The sequence below is a fragment of the Serratia sp. J2 genome (genome assembly GCF_046269175.1).
Classification (GTDB): Bacteria; Pseudomonadota; Gammaproteobacteria; order Enterobacterales; family Enterobacteriaceae; genus Chania; species Chania fonticola_C.
The window spans coordinates 333,486-349,628 of the sequence record NZ_JBKABN010000002.1 but is presented as its reverse complement, the minus strand read 5'-3'; the positions used below and the strand labels follow the sequence as shown (position 1 = coordinate 349,628).

The following is a 16,143-nucleotide window of genomic DNA, read 5'->3' as shown; positions in this document are numbered from 1 at the left end:
CCCATGATGGCACCCTATTCGCGATCGGCTATCACCACATCTACGCCTAAATCGCTGAGCGCCTGCTGATAATCTTGTGGAAGACGGCTATCTGTGATCAGCCGATGAATTTGCCCGACTTCGCGGATCATGCAAAAGCTCTTGCGACCAAACTTGCTGGCATCCGCTACCGCGATAATTTCGCGCGCCACCTCGCACATCACACGATTGAGGTGCGCCTCGCCGGGGTGAGGCGTAGTGATCCCCGCAACCAGATCGAAACCGTCGACGCCCAGAAACAGTTTGTCGAAGCGGTACTGGCGCAATTGCTGCTCGGCAGCCGGGCCATAGAGCGAATAGGAGTTCTGCCGGACGCTTCCCCCCAACACCATCACTTCCACCCCGTCGTAGCCTGAAAGCTCATAGGCAATGTTCAGCGCATTGGTCATCACCACCAGATCGCGGCGCGGTTTCAACCAGGGCACGATCTGGGCCGTGGTGGAACCGGAGTCCAGGATCAGCGCATCACCGTCCCGCACGTAGCTTGCCGCTCGGCAGGCAATCTGTGATTTCACATCTCGGTTCAAGCGCCCCTTGTCGTGTAATGGGCGATCGAAGGCAAACTGCTGGTTGAGCATCGCCCCACCATAGGCACGCAGCGCACAGCCTTTGCGTTCCAGAAAGCGCAGATCGTTGCGGATCGTCACCGTGGAAACGGCAAACTGTTTGCTGAGCTGTTCCACCCGCACGCTTCCGTGCTCGCAGAGCAGATCGATAATGTGTTCACGTCGTTTAGCGGTGTTCACTGGCATGAGCAATAGGTCCTCAGGTTTCCGGTTATGGCCGGGAGATGATGGCTTTCGCTCTACTGCGGCGGTATTACAACAAAGCGAAAGCAATGAAATTGTGATCGGGGTTACAGGGCAGTTTTAGCAGCAAATGGGGGTAAAAAGCTTTCGGATCGAAATGAAATGAAACTATTTTCTCGGCGGGCGCGAGAAAAGTGAAATCTGCCGCAGGCCGATAGGGCGGCAGGTTAAGAGTATGTGAAAAATAGCACAGTGAAAGCGGCTTTGGCGGGCAGCAGCGAAAAGGCTTTTCTTTCCTTAGGTGATCAACTTCACAAAACTGTTAATTGGTTCAGTTTAGCCAACCGACACCCAGGTGAGTCACCAGACCGACAATCACCAAAATCACGATCACGGCGATGGTGTAAAGCACGATACGGCGGGGGCTGTAGAAAGAAGACATAGCGATTCCTCACAATAAGTTTACTGCCGTTACTATCCGTTATGGCGGGCAATGCTGCCAGCAATAATTTCCCTCGCGTTGATCAAAGCCATCTGGAGGGTGCCAAGTGCGGTTTCCTTAACCTCTTGTCAGGCGAGGCGATCTTTCCTAAACTGGCGCGTAGATACCGGCAGCCCTGCCAGTACGTAAGCGTTAACGTCAATCAACGCATCTCGTCATGCAGTAATGATTGGCTGCATGCCTGATGCGAGGATCCCATGCCCCAACCCGAACCATCCACACATTGTGTTGTTAAACGCAGCCGTTTGACGCGTTTCTTATTGCTGGCCGGCATCATGCTGGTGGCAGCTAACCTGCGCGCCCCTTTAACCAGCGTAGGCCCGTTACTGGAACAGATCCAGCACCAACTGATGCTTTCTGCCACCGCCGCCGGGTTACTCAATTCCCTGCCGCTGATCCTGTTTGCGGTGTTATCGCCATTAACGCCGTCGCTGGCCAAACACATTGGGATTGAACGCACACTCGGGCTGGCGCTAATGCTGCTGGTCGCCGGGATCGTGCTACGTTCACAACCGTGGGATGGCATGCTGTGGCTGGGAACGGTGTTGATCGGCGCTGCCATCGCCTTTGCCAACGTGGTGCTACCAACGCTGGTAAAACGCGATTTTCCTCATCGGGCTGCGGTGATGATCAGTACCTATGCGGCCGTGATGTCACTGGTGGCCGCTATCGCCTCCGGCATGGCGGTGCCGTTAGCGGCATTCAACGATAACGGCTGGCGTTTTTCACTGCTGTGCTGGAGCCTGCCGGCGTTTATCGCGCTGGCGATCTGGCTACCCCAATTGAAGCGCAAACCCATCCCGGTTCCCCGAACCGGCACGCCGGTGGCTGCAGAAACCTTTCGCTCCCCCTGGAGCAGCGCCCTGGGTTGGCAGGTGGCCTTGTTCATGGGGCTGCAATCCATCACCTTCTACACCATTATCGGTTGGTTCAGCGCCTTTGCCGCCAGCCACGGCACCTCACCGCAGCAGGCGGGGTTCGAGCTGTTTGTTTATCAGATCGTGGCGATCGCCGCCAACTTTGTGATGGTGTTTGCACTACCACGCGCTCGTGACCAGCGGGGGATCGCACTGGTCAGTTCGCTGTTGATCTTTATTGGCGTCGGCGGATTGCTGTTGCTGCCTGCCCACTCGCTTATCTGGCTGATATTTGCCGGGCTGGGGGCGGGGAGTTCACTGGTGCTGGCGCTGTCCTTCTTTGGCTTGCGCAGCCAGCACCATCACCAGGCAACGGTGCTGTCAGGGATGGCACAATCCATCGGCTATCTGCTGGCCGCGCTGGGGCCGACCTTGTTTGGCCTGGTGCATGATTTGACCCAAGGCTGGACGGTGCCGTTGACGATTTTGCTAGGGTTAACGCTGCTACAGCTGCTGTTCGGCATCTTGGCCGGGCGTCGCAAGATTATCGGCTGAACCAGGCATGGCATGATCTTCTCCCAGCCAAAGATCCTCGATAAAGCGCTGTTGCCGCTCATTGAGTTGCCAGGATGGCGGAAATCTTAGCGTTTCCGCTAGTAGAACCTCTGTGGTGGGAATGAGTGATTGATTGTCCATCGGCGCGTTCCTGCTCCCCTGGCTACCCTGTTGCCAATTGAAATCGGTACCACGAGCGCAATGCCATGTACCGTTTTCCCCTAGACACAGAGTAAATCATTGGCGGCGATTTTGATTATCGGTATAAACAATCACTCCACAAGCCTAGGCCTATGGGACGACAGATATTCCTCAACCAAGTCGCTATGTCGGGGCGAATATTAGCGCCCCGACAAATTCAGCAATTCAATCAAGCTGGCTAACGGAGTCCCGACTCGCCTGATGGCGATCATCCCCAATCAGTTCGCTCAGATGCCCATCTCGCATTTGCAGCAGGCGATCGGCATGTTCAAAGTAATGGTCGTCATGGCTGATAGCAAACACGGTTTTTCCCATTTCGCGCAGTTGGGGCAGTAACTCACGGTAGAAAGTACGGCGGAACTGGGGATCCTGATCCGCCGCCCACTCATCCAGCAGTAAAATATCCCGCTTTTCAGCCACCGCTAACAACAGGGCCAGGCGCTTGCGCTGCCCTTGCGACAGTTGTGGATTAGTGACGCGCGTACCGTCGAACTCCAATTTGCTTTTCATCTTCAGGCGCTGCAACCAGGTTTCCACCAGTTCGGCGTCCGGTTGTTCTCCTTGCGGCCCCAACAGATGGTGAAACTGGTGGAAATCCGTAAAGATGGCAGAGAACAGGCGGCGATAATCTTCACGATCGGCAACCGTAATCGGTTGACCATCCAGCAGGATCTGCCCACTAACGGGCACATACAGCCCAGTGAGCAGCATGGCCAGCGTCGATTTACCGCTACCGTTGCCGCCAATCAGGAACACCAGTTCGCCACGCCGTAACGTCAAATTGATCGGCCCAACCGCAAACCCTGATTGCTGTTCACCCGCCGCATAGTGGAATGCAACGTCGCGTAGTTCCAGCGTTTGCCACGCGCGAGCCTTTGGAGCCGGAAATGCCGGATCATAGTCCGCCAGTTTGAGCGTCTTCACTTTATTGAAGGCCACTTCGGCCGCAATCAGCGTCGGGAATGCCCCAACCGCCTGTAATAAGGGGGTACGCAGGAACAATAAGGTCAGGGAATAGGTCGCCGCCACCGTGGTATTCGCCCAGCCCAGGCTGTTTGCCATATAGAACACCAGGCCGATGGCGCCCAACATCATGATATTCGACCAGTTCACGGCGCTAAGGTGGAAGGTATCTGCACGGATAATATGATAACGGTAGTCACCGGCATCGGGCTGGTAAGCCTGCTGGAATAGCATTTTTGCCCGATCGCGGTTCAGCGCCAACTCTTTACGCCCATCGATCGCCGCTTGATAATGCAGATAGAGCCGCTCTTCCGCTTCGCGCACGCTGCTCAGGTGGCTATAAACCCGCGAGACCAGATACCAACTCCCCAAAATGGTGACCGTCACCCATATCGCTGTCACGCCCAACATGGCAGGCGACAACCAGCCCAGATAGGCAGCCGATCCCAAGGTCAGGATCACCCCCTGAACCAACTCCGGTAGGCGGACAAAAGCAATGGTGATATTGCGAATATCGCTCGACAGGCTAGCCAGCAGTGAGGCACTACCCAACTGTTCCAACCGTTCAATATGGGTATCCAATATTCGCTTCACCAGTTGACCACGCAGCCGGTAAACAAAATAGTGCCCCAACGAGGTCAACGCCAACTGAGAGCCGAGCGTAACCGCCATCAATAGGGCCAACAGGCCGAGAAACTGCGGCAACACCACTAGCGGGTTACCCGCCGCGCCCATCAGTTGCACGTTAATAAATGCAATGATGCCAATCCCCAACGCCGCACTGGCCATGGTTAACGCCATTACCGCCAGAAACGGCCAGCGATACTGCTGGAACACCACCCGTAACAACTCCATCAGAAACCCTATTCAAAAATCATGCACTGGCGGGCATTGTAGTTGGCGAAAGCGTGATATCAATAACAATTCTCATTTTGTTGGGTGAGCAGATGATGCCCCTGGCCTGGCCGTGCAGGCCAAACGCAGGGCGATGACTAAAGAAAATAGAGGGCTAGCAGCAGCTTATCGGGCTAAAAAACATTATTAACGCAATAATAAAAATCTCAAAAATAGGCATAAACCCAAAGATGTTCAAGTCGCTTTAGATAAACAGCTAACCGGTTAGATTAGATAAATCATTTCTAAATATACGGTTTACAAACCTATCCAACAGGGCTTCCTGATGATCAAGTGAGTTGATTTTTTCTTAATAAATAACCGTTAACCCCCCTTCAACCCTAGTAATAAGATAATGCTGTAGGATTAACCCCGCAGTAACACTGCTATTTTGTTTGCTGATAAGGGTATTCAATGTTTAAATGAATATACCATCCGTCATATTTGCTTTATTTAACTTAGGGATAAGAGAATGACAAAACGCAAATATCTCAGCCATATTGAAATTGAGAGAATGATCTCCGCCGTCCCGGACGGCGTCAACGGTTGCCGCGATCGTTGTATGCTGTTGATGTGCTTTATTCATGGATTACGCGTCAGCGAACTACGGGGACTGCGGCTGGAGGATATTGACCTGGCTACCAACCGCTTACACGTATCCCGCCTAAAGAACGGTTTTTCGGTCCAGCATCCTATTCAAATCCGTGAGCGTATCGCGCTGAGCCGCTGGCTGGCAAAGCGCCCGGGCTACCTGGAACCTGATAGCCCCTGGTTGTTTCTTTCTCGCCACGGTGGGCAAATTTCACGCCAACAGCTTTACCGATTAATAAAGTCCTACGGTGAATTAGCCGGTATCGACGTCCAGGTCCATCCCCATATGCTACGCCATTCCTGCGGCTATGCCCTGGCAGATAGAGGGATAGACACCAGACTCATTCAAGATTACCTGGGCCATCGCAACATTCAAAATACCGTTATTTATACTGCCAGCAATGTTGAACGCTTTCGGGTAATACATATTTAACCCAACGCAGGCCACCGATTAACACTGGCACCGCATTTTTTACTTCGCGGGTGTAGCTAGCTGTGTAACAGCCAATATTCTAACGTTATATATCATAGTCGATCACGATGGGATATCAGGGGCTGACCTTTATTGCCATAAGCCAAGCTTGGCGGCACGATCATCGTGATACTGCCGTGATTTGGCCGCTTGGAGATCGCCGGTCAGAATATCCATGGATAGCGGCTCAGTAACTGGATGATCGAGGTACCGTTCCGTCAGCTCTGCGGTATGCCCCGCCATACTTGATGACAGCACGGCGGGGCATCAAGCGATTTCCAGCCATCAATCACAGGCAAACTGCTGGCTAATGTTTTTTCTCAACGAGAACAGTTCGCTGTCGTTTTTAACCTGTAGTTTGCGCATGGCATTACATTTGTGCGCGCTGATGGTCTTGATGCTGCGTTGTTGCAGTTCAGCAATTTCCCGCAGGCTCATCCCGTTGAACAAGAACGACAGAACATCATTTTCGCAGCGGGTCAGATGATGCAGGCTTGAAACATCTTCAGGATCGCTACGCGCCAGGTAAGAGCCGATCAATGGACTCAATACGCGCTCACCGTTAAATACCCGGTGAAAGAACTCTCCGACCAGTGGCAATTCATCCCCACGGGACACCACGCTGATATTGGCCACATCAAGCAGCTTGCACAGATCCTCGCCTGTCTGGCTGCGGGTGTAAACAATGACCCGTAACTCAGGCTGCTGCGCACACAAATTCAGTAGAACTTCACGGCACTGCGCGATGGTTTCATTCAGGCCATTGAGTTCGGTGATGAGAATATCGACAGGTTGGTACAGCAACCTTTCGGCAACCGCAGCCATGCTGGTTTCCTGCACGATAATCTCATTGGCGACGTTAAGCGTGCCAATAAAGCAAGACAGCCCAGTAAGTGTGAGTGGGCTGCGATCCATTAATGCCAAGCCAAGCGGCTTTTGTGACAACGGTTGCATAGACGACTCCTGTATAAATATCTCGTTGATTCCATCCAGAGAATAAGTGCATAGCGATATCAAAGGTTAGCGGGCAAACACCGGGCCGGTCTTTGCCATCCACTTGCCTTGCAAATAAAGTTCACCATCATTCTGAAAGCCCAGCTTGTGCATCGCATTACGCTTGTGGGTGCTAACGGTGCGAACATCACGGTGCATCATCAACGCCGCGGTGGTCACGCTTTTGCCTGAAAACAGGTGTGTCAGCACATCCAGTTCACGGGACGTCAAGGCTTTGCCAATAGCAGACTGACTGCTCAACAATTGCCGCACCTTATGGCTATAGCTGCGACACCCCGACAAGACCTGCTTTACGCATTGCGCCAGCGCAACTCCAGGCTCCTGTTTGAGCACCAGCCCTTTGATGCCTGACGCGGTCAGCAATTGCAGCACCCGAGGATCGTCAAGAGCGGTACACACAATCATCGCCGTGGCTGGCCAATGCTCCAGGCACTGTGCAATCAGTCTTAAACCATCCAGAACCGACTCTTCTTCACCACACAGTTCCATAATCAACAGCCGGGCCGGGCGGTGGCGCATCAATCCAGGGATTTGCTCCAGATTACTGACCCGCTGTACCTCGTCCGTCAGGCCACAGGACTGGGCCAAAATATTACGCATTCCAAGTGCAGTGATGGGGCAAGATTCCATTACAATCACACCGTCCCCTTTTAACCCATTAGGGCTGGGGGAATGCGCACTCCCTCTCTGATAAGTATGAACCATTGTCATATTGAACCTCCCATTTCTGCTAAATACCCTTTTTTACTTCCTTGATAAATTGGTGTGCAAAAATGTCATTCCCTCTCATATATATGAGGGTTATCTCTTCTTATTTTTATTGATCAAACAACACATTGAAAATATAGCCAGCTATCAAAAATTAATAAGCCCCAGGCAATTAACTCAACAGACACAGGTAAAGCTAAAGCGGCCATAAAAAAATGGGGCCAGGTTTTCTTATGGCTAGAGGGTATTACTGGTGATTACTGATAGGTAAGAGCCACCTGCACAACCCCCTCAATACTGCCTGGGGTTGCCCCACCGTTAGTGCTAAAAGCGCGCGCCTTCAGCGGGAAGCTCGCCTTGTTGGTGGAGTGATCGACAAGCACGGTCATATCACTGCCGCTGCCCAACCGGCGATTAGCTCCTGATGTACTCCCATCAACCATTTCAATCTGCACAGCACCGGCAGGATTGGCCGCGGCGTTCTTATACAAATCCGCGCTTTCATCCGCTGCCGTACCGGTGAATGTCGCAGTAACGTCAGTGGTTGAAACGGGGCAATCACTCAGATCCAGGCTGAAACTCTCCCAATCGCTCCCCGCCCCCGCGGTCAGAGTATGTGCCTTAACTTCCCCCAGATCGACATTGACATCGCCCCCCACGGCATCGACCGTACACGGCGAAGCTTTAACCGTACCGGTAATCTTTATGCGTGCATCGACCGCCGAAGCCGAGCAACTGATCCCCATACCACCGAGAGCCAGGCACAATGCAGTCGTTTTAAAAATTGCTTTCATATCCATAATAAATATCCTTCTCCATTTTAATTAAACTTACTTTCGCAGAAAGTCCGAGCTTTCCGATGCAAACGGGATTATTCCATTTTTACCGTAATAGTCGCGGTTGCCTCAAAGTCTCCAACTTTCGGTGCTTTGCCGGTCGTGCTGATAGGGTAGATGTTCAATGTCGTCTGACTATCACTATCGATATTACCCAAGCCATTCATTTCCATAGACAGTTTGTCCCCAGGCGAAATAACCTGGGTATTTCCGCCACGCTTTTCTTCAATTCTGATCGCAATATCATCATTATCCGACGTCACTGAACCATTAGTGGTGGTGGTCTTCAGGGCAGTAGGATCATGAGGATTCACCTCCCCCTCAAACAGCAAGCTGATTTTTGCGCGTGTCGATAGGTTGGTGCACTCCAGATACAGGGTTTCTTCATGTATCTGGACGGTACTTGGCTTTTGGCCTTTATCTTTAAAATCGGTGGACATAATGCTGCCAAAGGGCACGGTAATCATTGGGTTTTTAAGTTCGCATTTTTGCGGCACGGTGATCTTACCGCTCATGCTCACTGACGCCGTTGGCCTGTTCCCCCGGCCTACATTGGGATCCGAATTAATATAGACATCCAACAAGGGAGAATAGGTTATTGTCGAGGTGCCAATGACCGCCTGTCTGAAATAGAGATGAACCAAGCCTTGTGCACCACTATCATAGAGTACGCCCTTACAATCCTGAGGCCGGTTAAAAAAACCATTCCCCCTCCATCCGTTGCCGGGGAAAGGCACAGGGAAATATTTATTGACGGCACCGGCAATATACACGTCCATAGCTGCAGAAAAATCATCGCTACCGCTCAATGAATAGAACTGCCTGCTACCATCCCCATCCGGCAGAGGCGCCCCCCTTGGGACAGCCATAATAAACGACTCTTTCATCCGAGTTTCACTACCGCAGTCGCAGTTGACCAGATACCCGTCCCCCTCGTTCTGCCACACATTTTCGGCCTTATTCACCTCATAAAAAGTCTTGCCAGCCGTGTTCTTATCCGGATGGTCGAACAGCTGATTAAAGGTAAAGTGATAACCCATAGTCGAGCCTGCAGGTTCGCACTGCCCGATGGCTGCCTGCGCCGACGGCAGGATCCCCAACCCTAAGGCGATAACTCCCCCGATTGCTGAATAATGCACTAACGATTTCCATTTATTCATCATTAAAGCCTTTATAAACATTGGCCATTCATCAGACGGATCCCGGCGCTATCTTTTTGCTCCGGCACACTGTAAGACACTTGGCATTGTTGCGACGCGGCGTTGCCCCATTTGACCAGCAACTTGCCGCTACCGGCCATCCCTGAGAGGAATACCTGACCACCGTCACCGACGATGCTGCCGTTATCTCCCCCATTGCTATCGGTTACGGTGGCACCGAACGGTACTGGCGCACCGCCCTGCCTCAACAGGGTCATCAATACCCGTTGGCCGATATTAGGTTTGAACTCGGCACGCACTATGGCACCACGGGTTGGGATCACCGTCTGACTGGTTATCGTCATATCGACATCATCCGGCAGAGTAGTGGTGTTTATCGCAATATTGTTTTTGCGATATACCGTGGCATAAGGCACTACGGCATAGCCACGCCAGTCGGTAGTCACCCCTGATTGGTTGGCTATATTGACACCCTTGGCTCCCGGTGCTTTCACCAGCACCGCCGTCTCATTCATCTGTTGCGAGAGTGTCAGACCGTCTTCGTGCAAGAGGATCCCGCCCTGTACCCCGTAGTTGAGGCGTTGATCGGAACGGTTATAGCCATACCCCACATTGACTCTGCCCAAGCCGCCACGATAGCCAAGGCTGCTATTGCCGTAAGCCCCGACTCCCTGGCTGGTGTAGCCCTGGCTGACGTTATAGCTCAGGTTATTACTGGGTAATGCGGTACCATTAAGGCCGACTGAGTTACTGGTGGTACCTTTGCGGCTGGTATTCAGGTTGTAACTTGCATAGCTGTCAGACAGCCTTCCGCCCAATGGCATGCTGATATTGAAGGCGAGAATATGGTCGTCGTAGTTGACGCGTTCGCCGCTGCTGTCATAACCATCTCTGCTGAAGGTATAGTTCAGGCCATAGCTGATGCTGTTCCAGCTATTGTTATAGCCAACGCTTACCGACTGGTTACGGCGCCGATCGTTCCAGTAATCCTCGTTGTACAGACTGAGCGACAGTGAACCTGCACCTTCCCATAGCGCCTGGCTCATCGACAGTTCAGCACGACTCTTCTTGTGGTTCTGACTTTGTGAAGTTTTGCCGCCGGTATAGGTATTTAACGTTTCCTGCAGGGTATAGAACCCCGCCGTCGAGTAACGATAGCTGGCCAAGGTGAAGCTGGTACCCGTTTCGACAAAGTTCTTGCCGTAACGCATACGCCACGACTGGCCACGCTCTTTGGCAGCAAATTCAGGTTTAGACCAAGCCTGGGTAACATCGGTAGAAAACGCGCCGATAACCCCCATGTTTTGCCCCCAGCCGAAAGCCAGTGCCTGATATTTGCTGGCGGCCTGCACGCCGCCGTAGAGGGTGGCGCCCCTCGGCAAGCCGTAGATCGCCGTGCCTTGAGTAAACAGCGTATCATCCACGTTACTGTTGGATGAACGATATTGGCCGCTGGTCAGGCTATATTTGAAACGCCCTTGCCGCTGTAACACCGGGACGGAAGCAAACGGCACCACTAGCCTTTGCTCGCTGCCATCGCTCTCTTTAATGCTCACTTGCAGATCGCCGCTGCCCGCCGTCGGGTAGAGATCGCTGATTTCAAAGGCCCCTGGCGGCACATAGCTCTGATAAATGACATAGCCGTTCTGGCGAACGGTGACCTGAGCGTTACTGCGGGCAATACCGCGTACCGTCGGCGCATAACCCCTCAAACTCTCTGGCAGCATGTCATCATCCGAGGCTAACTGACCACCACGAAAAGGCACGCTGTCAAACACCTCACTTTGAGAGGAGCTGTCACCCAGTATCAACTGGCTCTTCAGCGCCACGATGTCGCGTTGTAAATAGGTATTGATGGAATCCCAGTGGCTTTCGCCATCAGAGTCACGATTCCAGGTTGAGTAGTTACGCAGACGCCAGGCGCCGAGGTTGACCCCTGAACGCAGGTTGAGATAATAGCTATTGCTGTCCGAGCTGTTACTGCTTCGTGCCCAGCTGTTGGCACCGCTAAAGTTATAGTTAACCAACAGCGCCGGTATTCCCTGATCCCATTGGTCTGGCGAAACATAGCCACGCACGGTCGAGTTCAATGCCGCCTGGGGAATACTGATATCCAGCCGCTGTTGATTAAAACGGAACGAGGCCGATGCCTGAGGAATGATCTGCGCCAGATTAACGCACTGCCCAGAGGCCGGAATAGCGGGGAAGGAAGCGATCTTCACACCCATTGCCTCCAGCATATCGCTGCTTAAGCAAGGCTGCAGGCTGTCCTCACCTGCCGGGCTCCGCTGCAGGGAGAAATCAAGATCCTGGGTATCGATCATCCCCCCATTCAGATAGATATCAACCCGGTACGTACCTGGGGCTTGAGTCCGACCATCTTCAAAAACCGTCAGATCGGCCCCTCTCTGAGACGGATTATCAAGCTCCAGCAGTGCCGGGTTAAAGTAATCGCGGGCCTGTGCGCTACCGGACATTCCCATTAACATGGCAACCTGACATGAGATCAACCACGCCAACGGGGTACGGTTAAATCCGCGCGAGCCTATACGCTTCGGGTTTTTCATCCATTTAACTCCATTTATCAGCCGCGCCAGTAAATTCCGGCAAGCCGCGTCCCTTCCCTGAACTACCTGTGCAGGGATTAGCTGTATTTAATCTGGTGAATGCCTTATAGATTCCCGATAAACGGTTTAGTAATACCGCCGTAATCGTTAATAACTTCCCAGCTCAATGCCCCACCAGAGCTACCGTCGGGTAACTCGAAGCGTGCACTGGACTTCGGCGCAACCATGCTGACATTTTTCAGCGGACTACCATTAACCTTGACTGAGAACAGAGTGATAAAGTAGGGCGATGCATTGGTCACCTGAACCGCGTTACCGCTACGCTGCCAGGTCAATGTCTTGGCAGCATCCTCTAACGTACCGGGTAACCCCTGAGGGCGATAAATCAGCTTGATACGGGTCTTGACCGCAATTTGTAAACTGTTTTCCTGCTTCTTGGCTGAAGGAATAGATTTGATGTTCAGCCAATAGAGAGATTCTTTATCGGTCGGCAAATTCCCCCCGGCACGCACTACGCGTAGGATATTATTCTGCTCACCATCCAAACGGAATAAAGGGGGGGTAATGATAAATGGCGCCTTGGAGGTGTCCCCTTCGTTTGTATCAACCCAGGATTGGATGAGATAGGGCACCTTATCCGGGTTATTGATCCCCAGGGAGGCTTCTTTTTTACCACCGTCATAAACCAGGCGCGTTCCGCCGACAATAATGCCCGCCTGTACCTGCGCACCAAAGGTTAGTAACAGCGCTGCGACTATTGTGCTCCGCCAGACTTTCATTTCTTATTCACCACTTCGCCCATTGAGAGAAAGGCCAGGGGGTGACTTTCGCTCCCCTGACCAGCCTTATACCGCCCGTATCAGCCAAGCGGATAAAACTTACTGATAGATAATGGTAAAGTTGCTCACTGCATTAGCCTTGCCAGCAGTTACGGTGGCTGAAGTCGCGTAGTAACGTGCAACAAACCCGAGCACGTTATCATCGGTGCTGCTCAACGGGTAAACGCTTGAATCCGTGTGCAGGTTAATCACTTTGTTGTTGTTGTCAGCAATCTGAACACCAACACCCGTGGCCACACCCGGCTCTTCGGTCAGCGCCAGAACGGCATCGTTACCTGCGACCTGGATACCATCAAAACGCACTGTCGCCGCTGTAACCGTATCTGGGCAGTTTTGCAGGATCAGGGAGAAATCCTTAGAGGCAGCAGTTACGCCAGCGCCACCTTTGAATGCGCCGACATACACTTTACCCAAAGTAACGGTCTGGTTTTCTGAGTCAGAATGCACGGTACAAGCTTGATCGATGATCTCACCAGAGAAGTTTACTTTGCCGTCTGCAGCGAACGCAGCGGTAGAGAACGCGGAGGCAGCCAGTACAGCCACGGCGAGCAGATTCTTGTTCATATACTACTTTTCCTTTTAAATAATGCACTTCGAATGCGCGCATTTGTTTATTTTTGACATAACCCTATGTCATTCCTTTTTATTTAGTTCATCGACTGAAAGCCGCGTCCGCAAATAGCGATAGGGCAGTAATACCTTTCCAGCCAAACGATTCATTTTGAACTAAAGTGACTCCTTTGGTTTAACGTGCCAAGGATGGCCTTATAACAAATAATTTTCAGCTCAATATTCTGACAAATTGAATAATAAAAGAATTATTAACTGGATATAAAACAGGCAGGTTTTGCACTTGGCTTTTTATAGGTGTTTAAGTAAGAAAACACTTAAGGCTGGATGGGATTTTTTTAGGGCAGGAATTATTTAAATCATTGTTATTTAATGCATTTGTCAATCAAGGTGGATTATTGAATAGTTAGTGTTGACATTATTTTTGAGTATCCTTAGAGTATGTTGCAATTTAGTTCAAAGTGACTCATTAGACATATTTCCTCATACTTCAATCACCATACTTCCTTAAACCTTCTGGCATTACTTGCCGTATATAACACCGTATTCTGAATATTCCTATGGCCAAGAAAATCCTGAATCAAACGCGTATCAATTCCCCGGTCCGCCAAGGCAAAACCGCAGCCATGACGCAGCATATGGGGATGTGCATTGACCTCCAGATTGGCCGCCTCACTGTAATTACGAATTAGCCAATAAATACGTTGACGTGATAAACGAGATCCCCGGTTAGAAAGAAACAACCACTCGCTATCCGCACCACGATAATGTTTTCTCTTGGCCATCCAACGCTGTAAACACTTCCGCTCGCGCACATACAAAGGATGAACCGTTGAGAAGCCGTTTTTCAATCGATGAATATAAATATTGCCACCTTCAAGATCGATATCTGATAGCCGCCAGCTATTGATTTCACTCACGCGGCAACCATGGATAAAACACATATAAATCAAACAGTAGTCACGTTCTGGATTATTGCCTTTCAGCGTTGCCTCTAGCAGTTTTTCCACTTCGGAAGGCGTTAAATGTTTACGACTGGTCATAATACCTCTTTGACTTTTCACCAAAAGTATGTGGATTTTTCCTCCCTTTTATTTCCACAACAACGCTCAGGAGCATTAGCCCCCTACCTTCGGATAACATCCTGGATCCTAAGTGGAGTATAGCCGATAAGTAATCACGAAACAGCCTGGTCATGGAACAATGCTAATTGCTTATGATCTAACGCAACTTAGCCAACAATGAGATTAAAATCAGTAGTTCAGTTCAGCTGTAGGTTAATAAAACATCAAGGTTAAATTATGCAACATAATAACAACAGGATGAATGCAATAAATACAAAATATAAACACCCTGATGAAAAATTGAATAACACCCATCTCCAACAGCCAAATGGGACGTTGAGTAGAGAGGCTTCCTACAGCGGTTCCTTTAGAGAATAATCCCAAAATAAAAACACATAAAATAAATGACAAACATAACCCAAAACTATACAAAGAGGCATATCTATCGGAAAATACGTATATGAGTGGGTTGAAAATCAAACGGACCTGAATATATTCGCGGGAATGTACGGCAATAAAAAAGGGCACCGATAGACAGTGCCCCAACATAATACAGGAGGTATTAACGCGTTCAGACGGTAAAACCTCCGTCAAGGATCAGGCTCTGGCCCGTCATATAACGGCTGTCATCACCGATAAGAAACGCGGTGGTACGCGCCACCTCGCTGGCTTTGCCCAGGCGGCGCAGAGGAATCTGCTTGCGCAGCGCCTTCAGCGCCTCCGGCGGAATGGCCTGCGTCATCTCGCTTTCGATAATCCCGGGCAGCAGGCAGTTTACCCGGATACCAAAACGGGCCACTTCCAGCGCCAGAGATTTCCCCATGCCGATCATCGCCGCCTTACTGGCCCCATAGGCCGTTTGCCCGGTGTTGCCCTTGATGCCCGTCACCGAAGACATCAGCACCATCGCCCCCTCCCCCTGCGCCATCATGGCGGGCAGCAGGTGGTGGTTCCAGTAGAAGATGGCGTTCAGGTTGGTGTCGATCACCTGCCGCCAGCGCTCACCGGTTTGCTGGATATGCAAATCATCCAGCGTGATCCCGGCGTTATGGATCACCGCAAAAGGTGCACCGAGGCGTGCCAGCAACGGCGGAGCCACAACGTTCACCGCCTGCTCGTCACTGCCGTCACAGACGCAGCTTTCCACCCAGCCCGGCAAACCCGAGCAGGCTTCAATCACCGCCGTGCTGGCTGACTGAGCGTGACGGCAGGTGAACACCACGTTCCATTGCTTGGCCAGTTCTTCCACCAATGCGCGGCCAATCCCCCGGCTCCCACCGGTCACCAACACCCATTGTTTAGTCATGGGATTACTTTTGCGCATCGGCCAGGTTTTGACAGAGTTCACCCAGCGTCATAGTCGGCTGATTGATGAACATTTCTGCGGTGAGCGTTGCCCCGAACTCGCGTTTGGCCAATACCATCAGCTCCACATAGTCCAGGCTGTCCAGCTTCAACTGATGCAGGGGCATCTCTGGTGCCAGATCGGCCCTCTCGAGATCTTTGGCATCACAAATCATTTCCGTGACGGTATCGTAAACCTGTTGGTAGTTTTCCATGGT

Annotated in this window: 15 protein-coding genes; 2 read left to right on the top strand and 13 right to left on the bottom strand. The window is 51.5% G+C overall.

What is annotated here, in order from left to right:
* Positions 1-14: 14 nt before the first annotated feature.
* Positions 15-791, bottom strand: coding sequence for a transcriptional repressor AgaR (agaR, locus tag ACKWMY_RS03510; RefSeq protein WP_037375671.1), 777 nt, complete (start codon positions 789-791; stop codon positions 15-17).
* A 696-nt stretch (positions 792-1,487) separates the two neighbouring features.
* Here agaR and ACKWMY_RS03505 point away from each other — a divergent pair.
* Complete coding sequence (locus tag ACKWMY_RS03505; RefSeq protein ID WP_409485891.1) at positions 1,488-2,702, top strand: CynX/NimT family MFS transporter; 1,215 nt, start codon at positions 1,488-1,490, stop codon at positions 2,700-2,702.
* Positions 2,703-3,068: 366 nt separating this feature from the next.
* On the opposite strand, the gene ACKWMY_RS03500 is transcribed toward ACKWMY_RS03505, so the two are convergent.
* Complete coding sequence (locus ACKWMY_RS03500) at positions 3,069-4,721, bottom strand: multidrug ABC transporter permease/ATP-binding protein (RefSeq protein ID WP_409485890.1); 1,653 nt, start codon at positions 4,719-4,721, stop codon at positions 3,069-3,071.
* Positions 4,722-5,232: 511 nt separating this feature from the next.
* Between ACKWMY_RS03500 and ACKWMY_RS03495 the strand changes: the two genes are divergently transcribed.
* Positions 5,233-5,784 (top strand): tyrosine-type DNA invertase, encoded by a 552-nt coding sequence (locus ACKWMY_RS03495; protein ID WP_024529452.1) that lies wholly within the window; start codon positions 5,233-5,235, stop codon positions 5,782-5,784.
* A gap of 129 nt (positions 5,785-5,913) precedes the next feature.
* Here ACKWMY_RS03495 and ACKWMY_RS03490 read toward each other — a convergent pair whose 3' ends face one another.
* From ACKWMY_RS03490 to ACKWMY_RS03440, 11 genes are all read right to left on the bottom strand, one after another.
* Positions 5,914-6,081: a hypothetical protein gene (locus ACKWMY_RS03490; protein ID WP_161629493.1), complete on the bottom strand. Its 168-nt coding sequence runs from the start codon at positions 6,079-6,081 to the stop codon at positions 5,914-5,916.
* A 27-nt stretch (positions 6,082-6,108) separates the two neighbouring features.
* On the bottom strand, positions 6,109-6,777 hold the full coding sequence (locus ACKWMY_RS03485; protein WP_074031376.1) for a response regulator transcription factor: 669 nt from the start codon (positions 6,775-6,777) through the stop codon (positions 6,109-6,111).
* A gap of 66 nt (positions 6,778-6,843) precedes the next feature.
* Positions 6,844-7,437 (bottom strand): response regulator transcription factor, encoded by a 594-nt coding sequence (locus tag ACKWMY_RS03480; protein WP_233169409.1) that lies wholly within the window; start codon positions 7,435-7,437, stop codon positions 6,844-6,846.
* Between the two features lie 365 nt (positions 7,438-7,802).
* A complete protein-coding gene (locus tag ACKWMY_RS03475; protein WP_051372386.1) occupies positions 7,803-8,345 on the bottom strand; it encodes a fimbrial protein in 543 nt (180 codons plus the stop codon).
* 71 nt (positions 8,346-8,416) lie between these two features.
* Positions 8,417-9,562 carry a fimbrial protein gene (locus ACKWMY_RS03470; RefSeq protein ID WP_409485889.1) on the bottom strand — a complete coding sequence of 382 codons (1,146 nt, stop codon included), beginning with the start codon at positions 9,560-9,562 and terminating at the stop codon, positions 8,417-8,419.
* The gene (locus ACKWMY_RS03465; protein ID WP_308871479.1) at positions 9,553-12,108 is read right to left on the bottom strand and encodes a fimbria/pilus outer membrane usher protein; all 2,556 of its coding nucleotides are present in this window, start codon (positions 12,106-12,108) and stop codon (positions 9,553-9,555) included. Before ACKWMY_RS03465 ends, ACKWMY_RS03470 begins: the two co-directional genes overlap by 10 nt.
* Before the next feature lie 104 nt (positions 12,109-12,212).
* Positions 12,213-12,887 carry a molecular chaperone gene (locus ACKWMY_RS03460; protein WP_261160402.1) on the bottom strand — a complete coding sequence of 225 codons (675 nt, stop codon included), beginning with the start codon at positions 12,885-12,887 and terminating at the stop codon, positions 12,213-12,215.
* 99 nt (positions 12,888-12,986) lie between these two features.
* Positions 12,987-13,511, bottom strand: coding sequence for a fimbrial protein (locus ACKWMY_RS03455; protein WP_074031379.1), 525 nt, complete (start codon positions 13,509-13,511; stop codon positions 12,987-12,989).
* Between the two features lie 500 nt (positions 13,512-14,011).
* Positions 14,012-14,560: a tyrosine-type DNA invertase gene (locus ACKWMY_RS03450; RefSeq protein WP_409485888.1), complete on the bottom strand. Its 549-nt coding sequence runs from the start codon at positions 14,558-14,560 to the stop codon at positions 14,012-14,014.
* Between the two features lie 592 nt (positions 14,561-15,152).
* Positions 15,153-15,887: an SDR family NAD(P)-dependent oxidoreductase gene (locus ACKWMY_RS03445; RefSeq protein ID WP_199061471.1), complete on the bottom strand. Its 735-nt coding sequence runs from the start codon at positions 15,885-15,887 to the stop codon at positions 15,153-15,155.
* Positions 15,888-15,891: 4 nt separating this feature from the next.
* The gene (locus ACKWMY_RS03440) at positions 15,892-16,140 is read right to left on the bottom strand and encodes an acyl carrier protein (protein WP_199061473.1); all 249 of its coding nucleotides are present in this window, start codon (positions 16,138-16,140) and stop codon (positions 15,892-15,894) included.
* Positions 16,141-16,143: the final 3 nt, after the last annotated feature.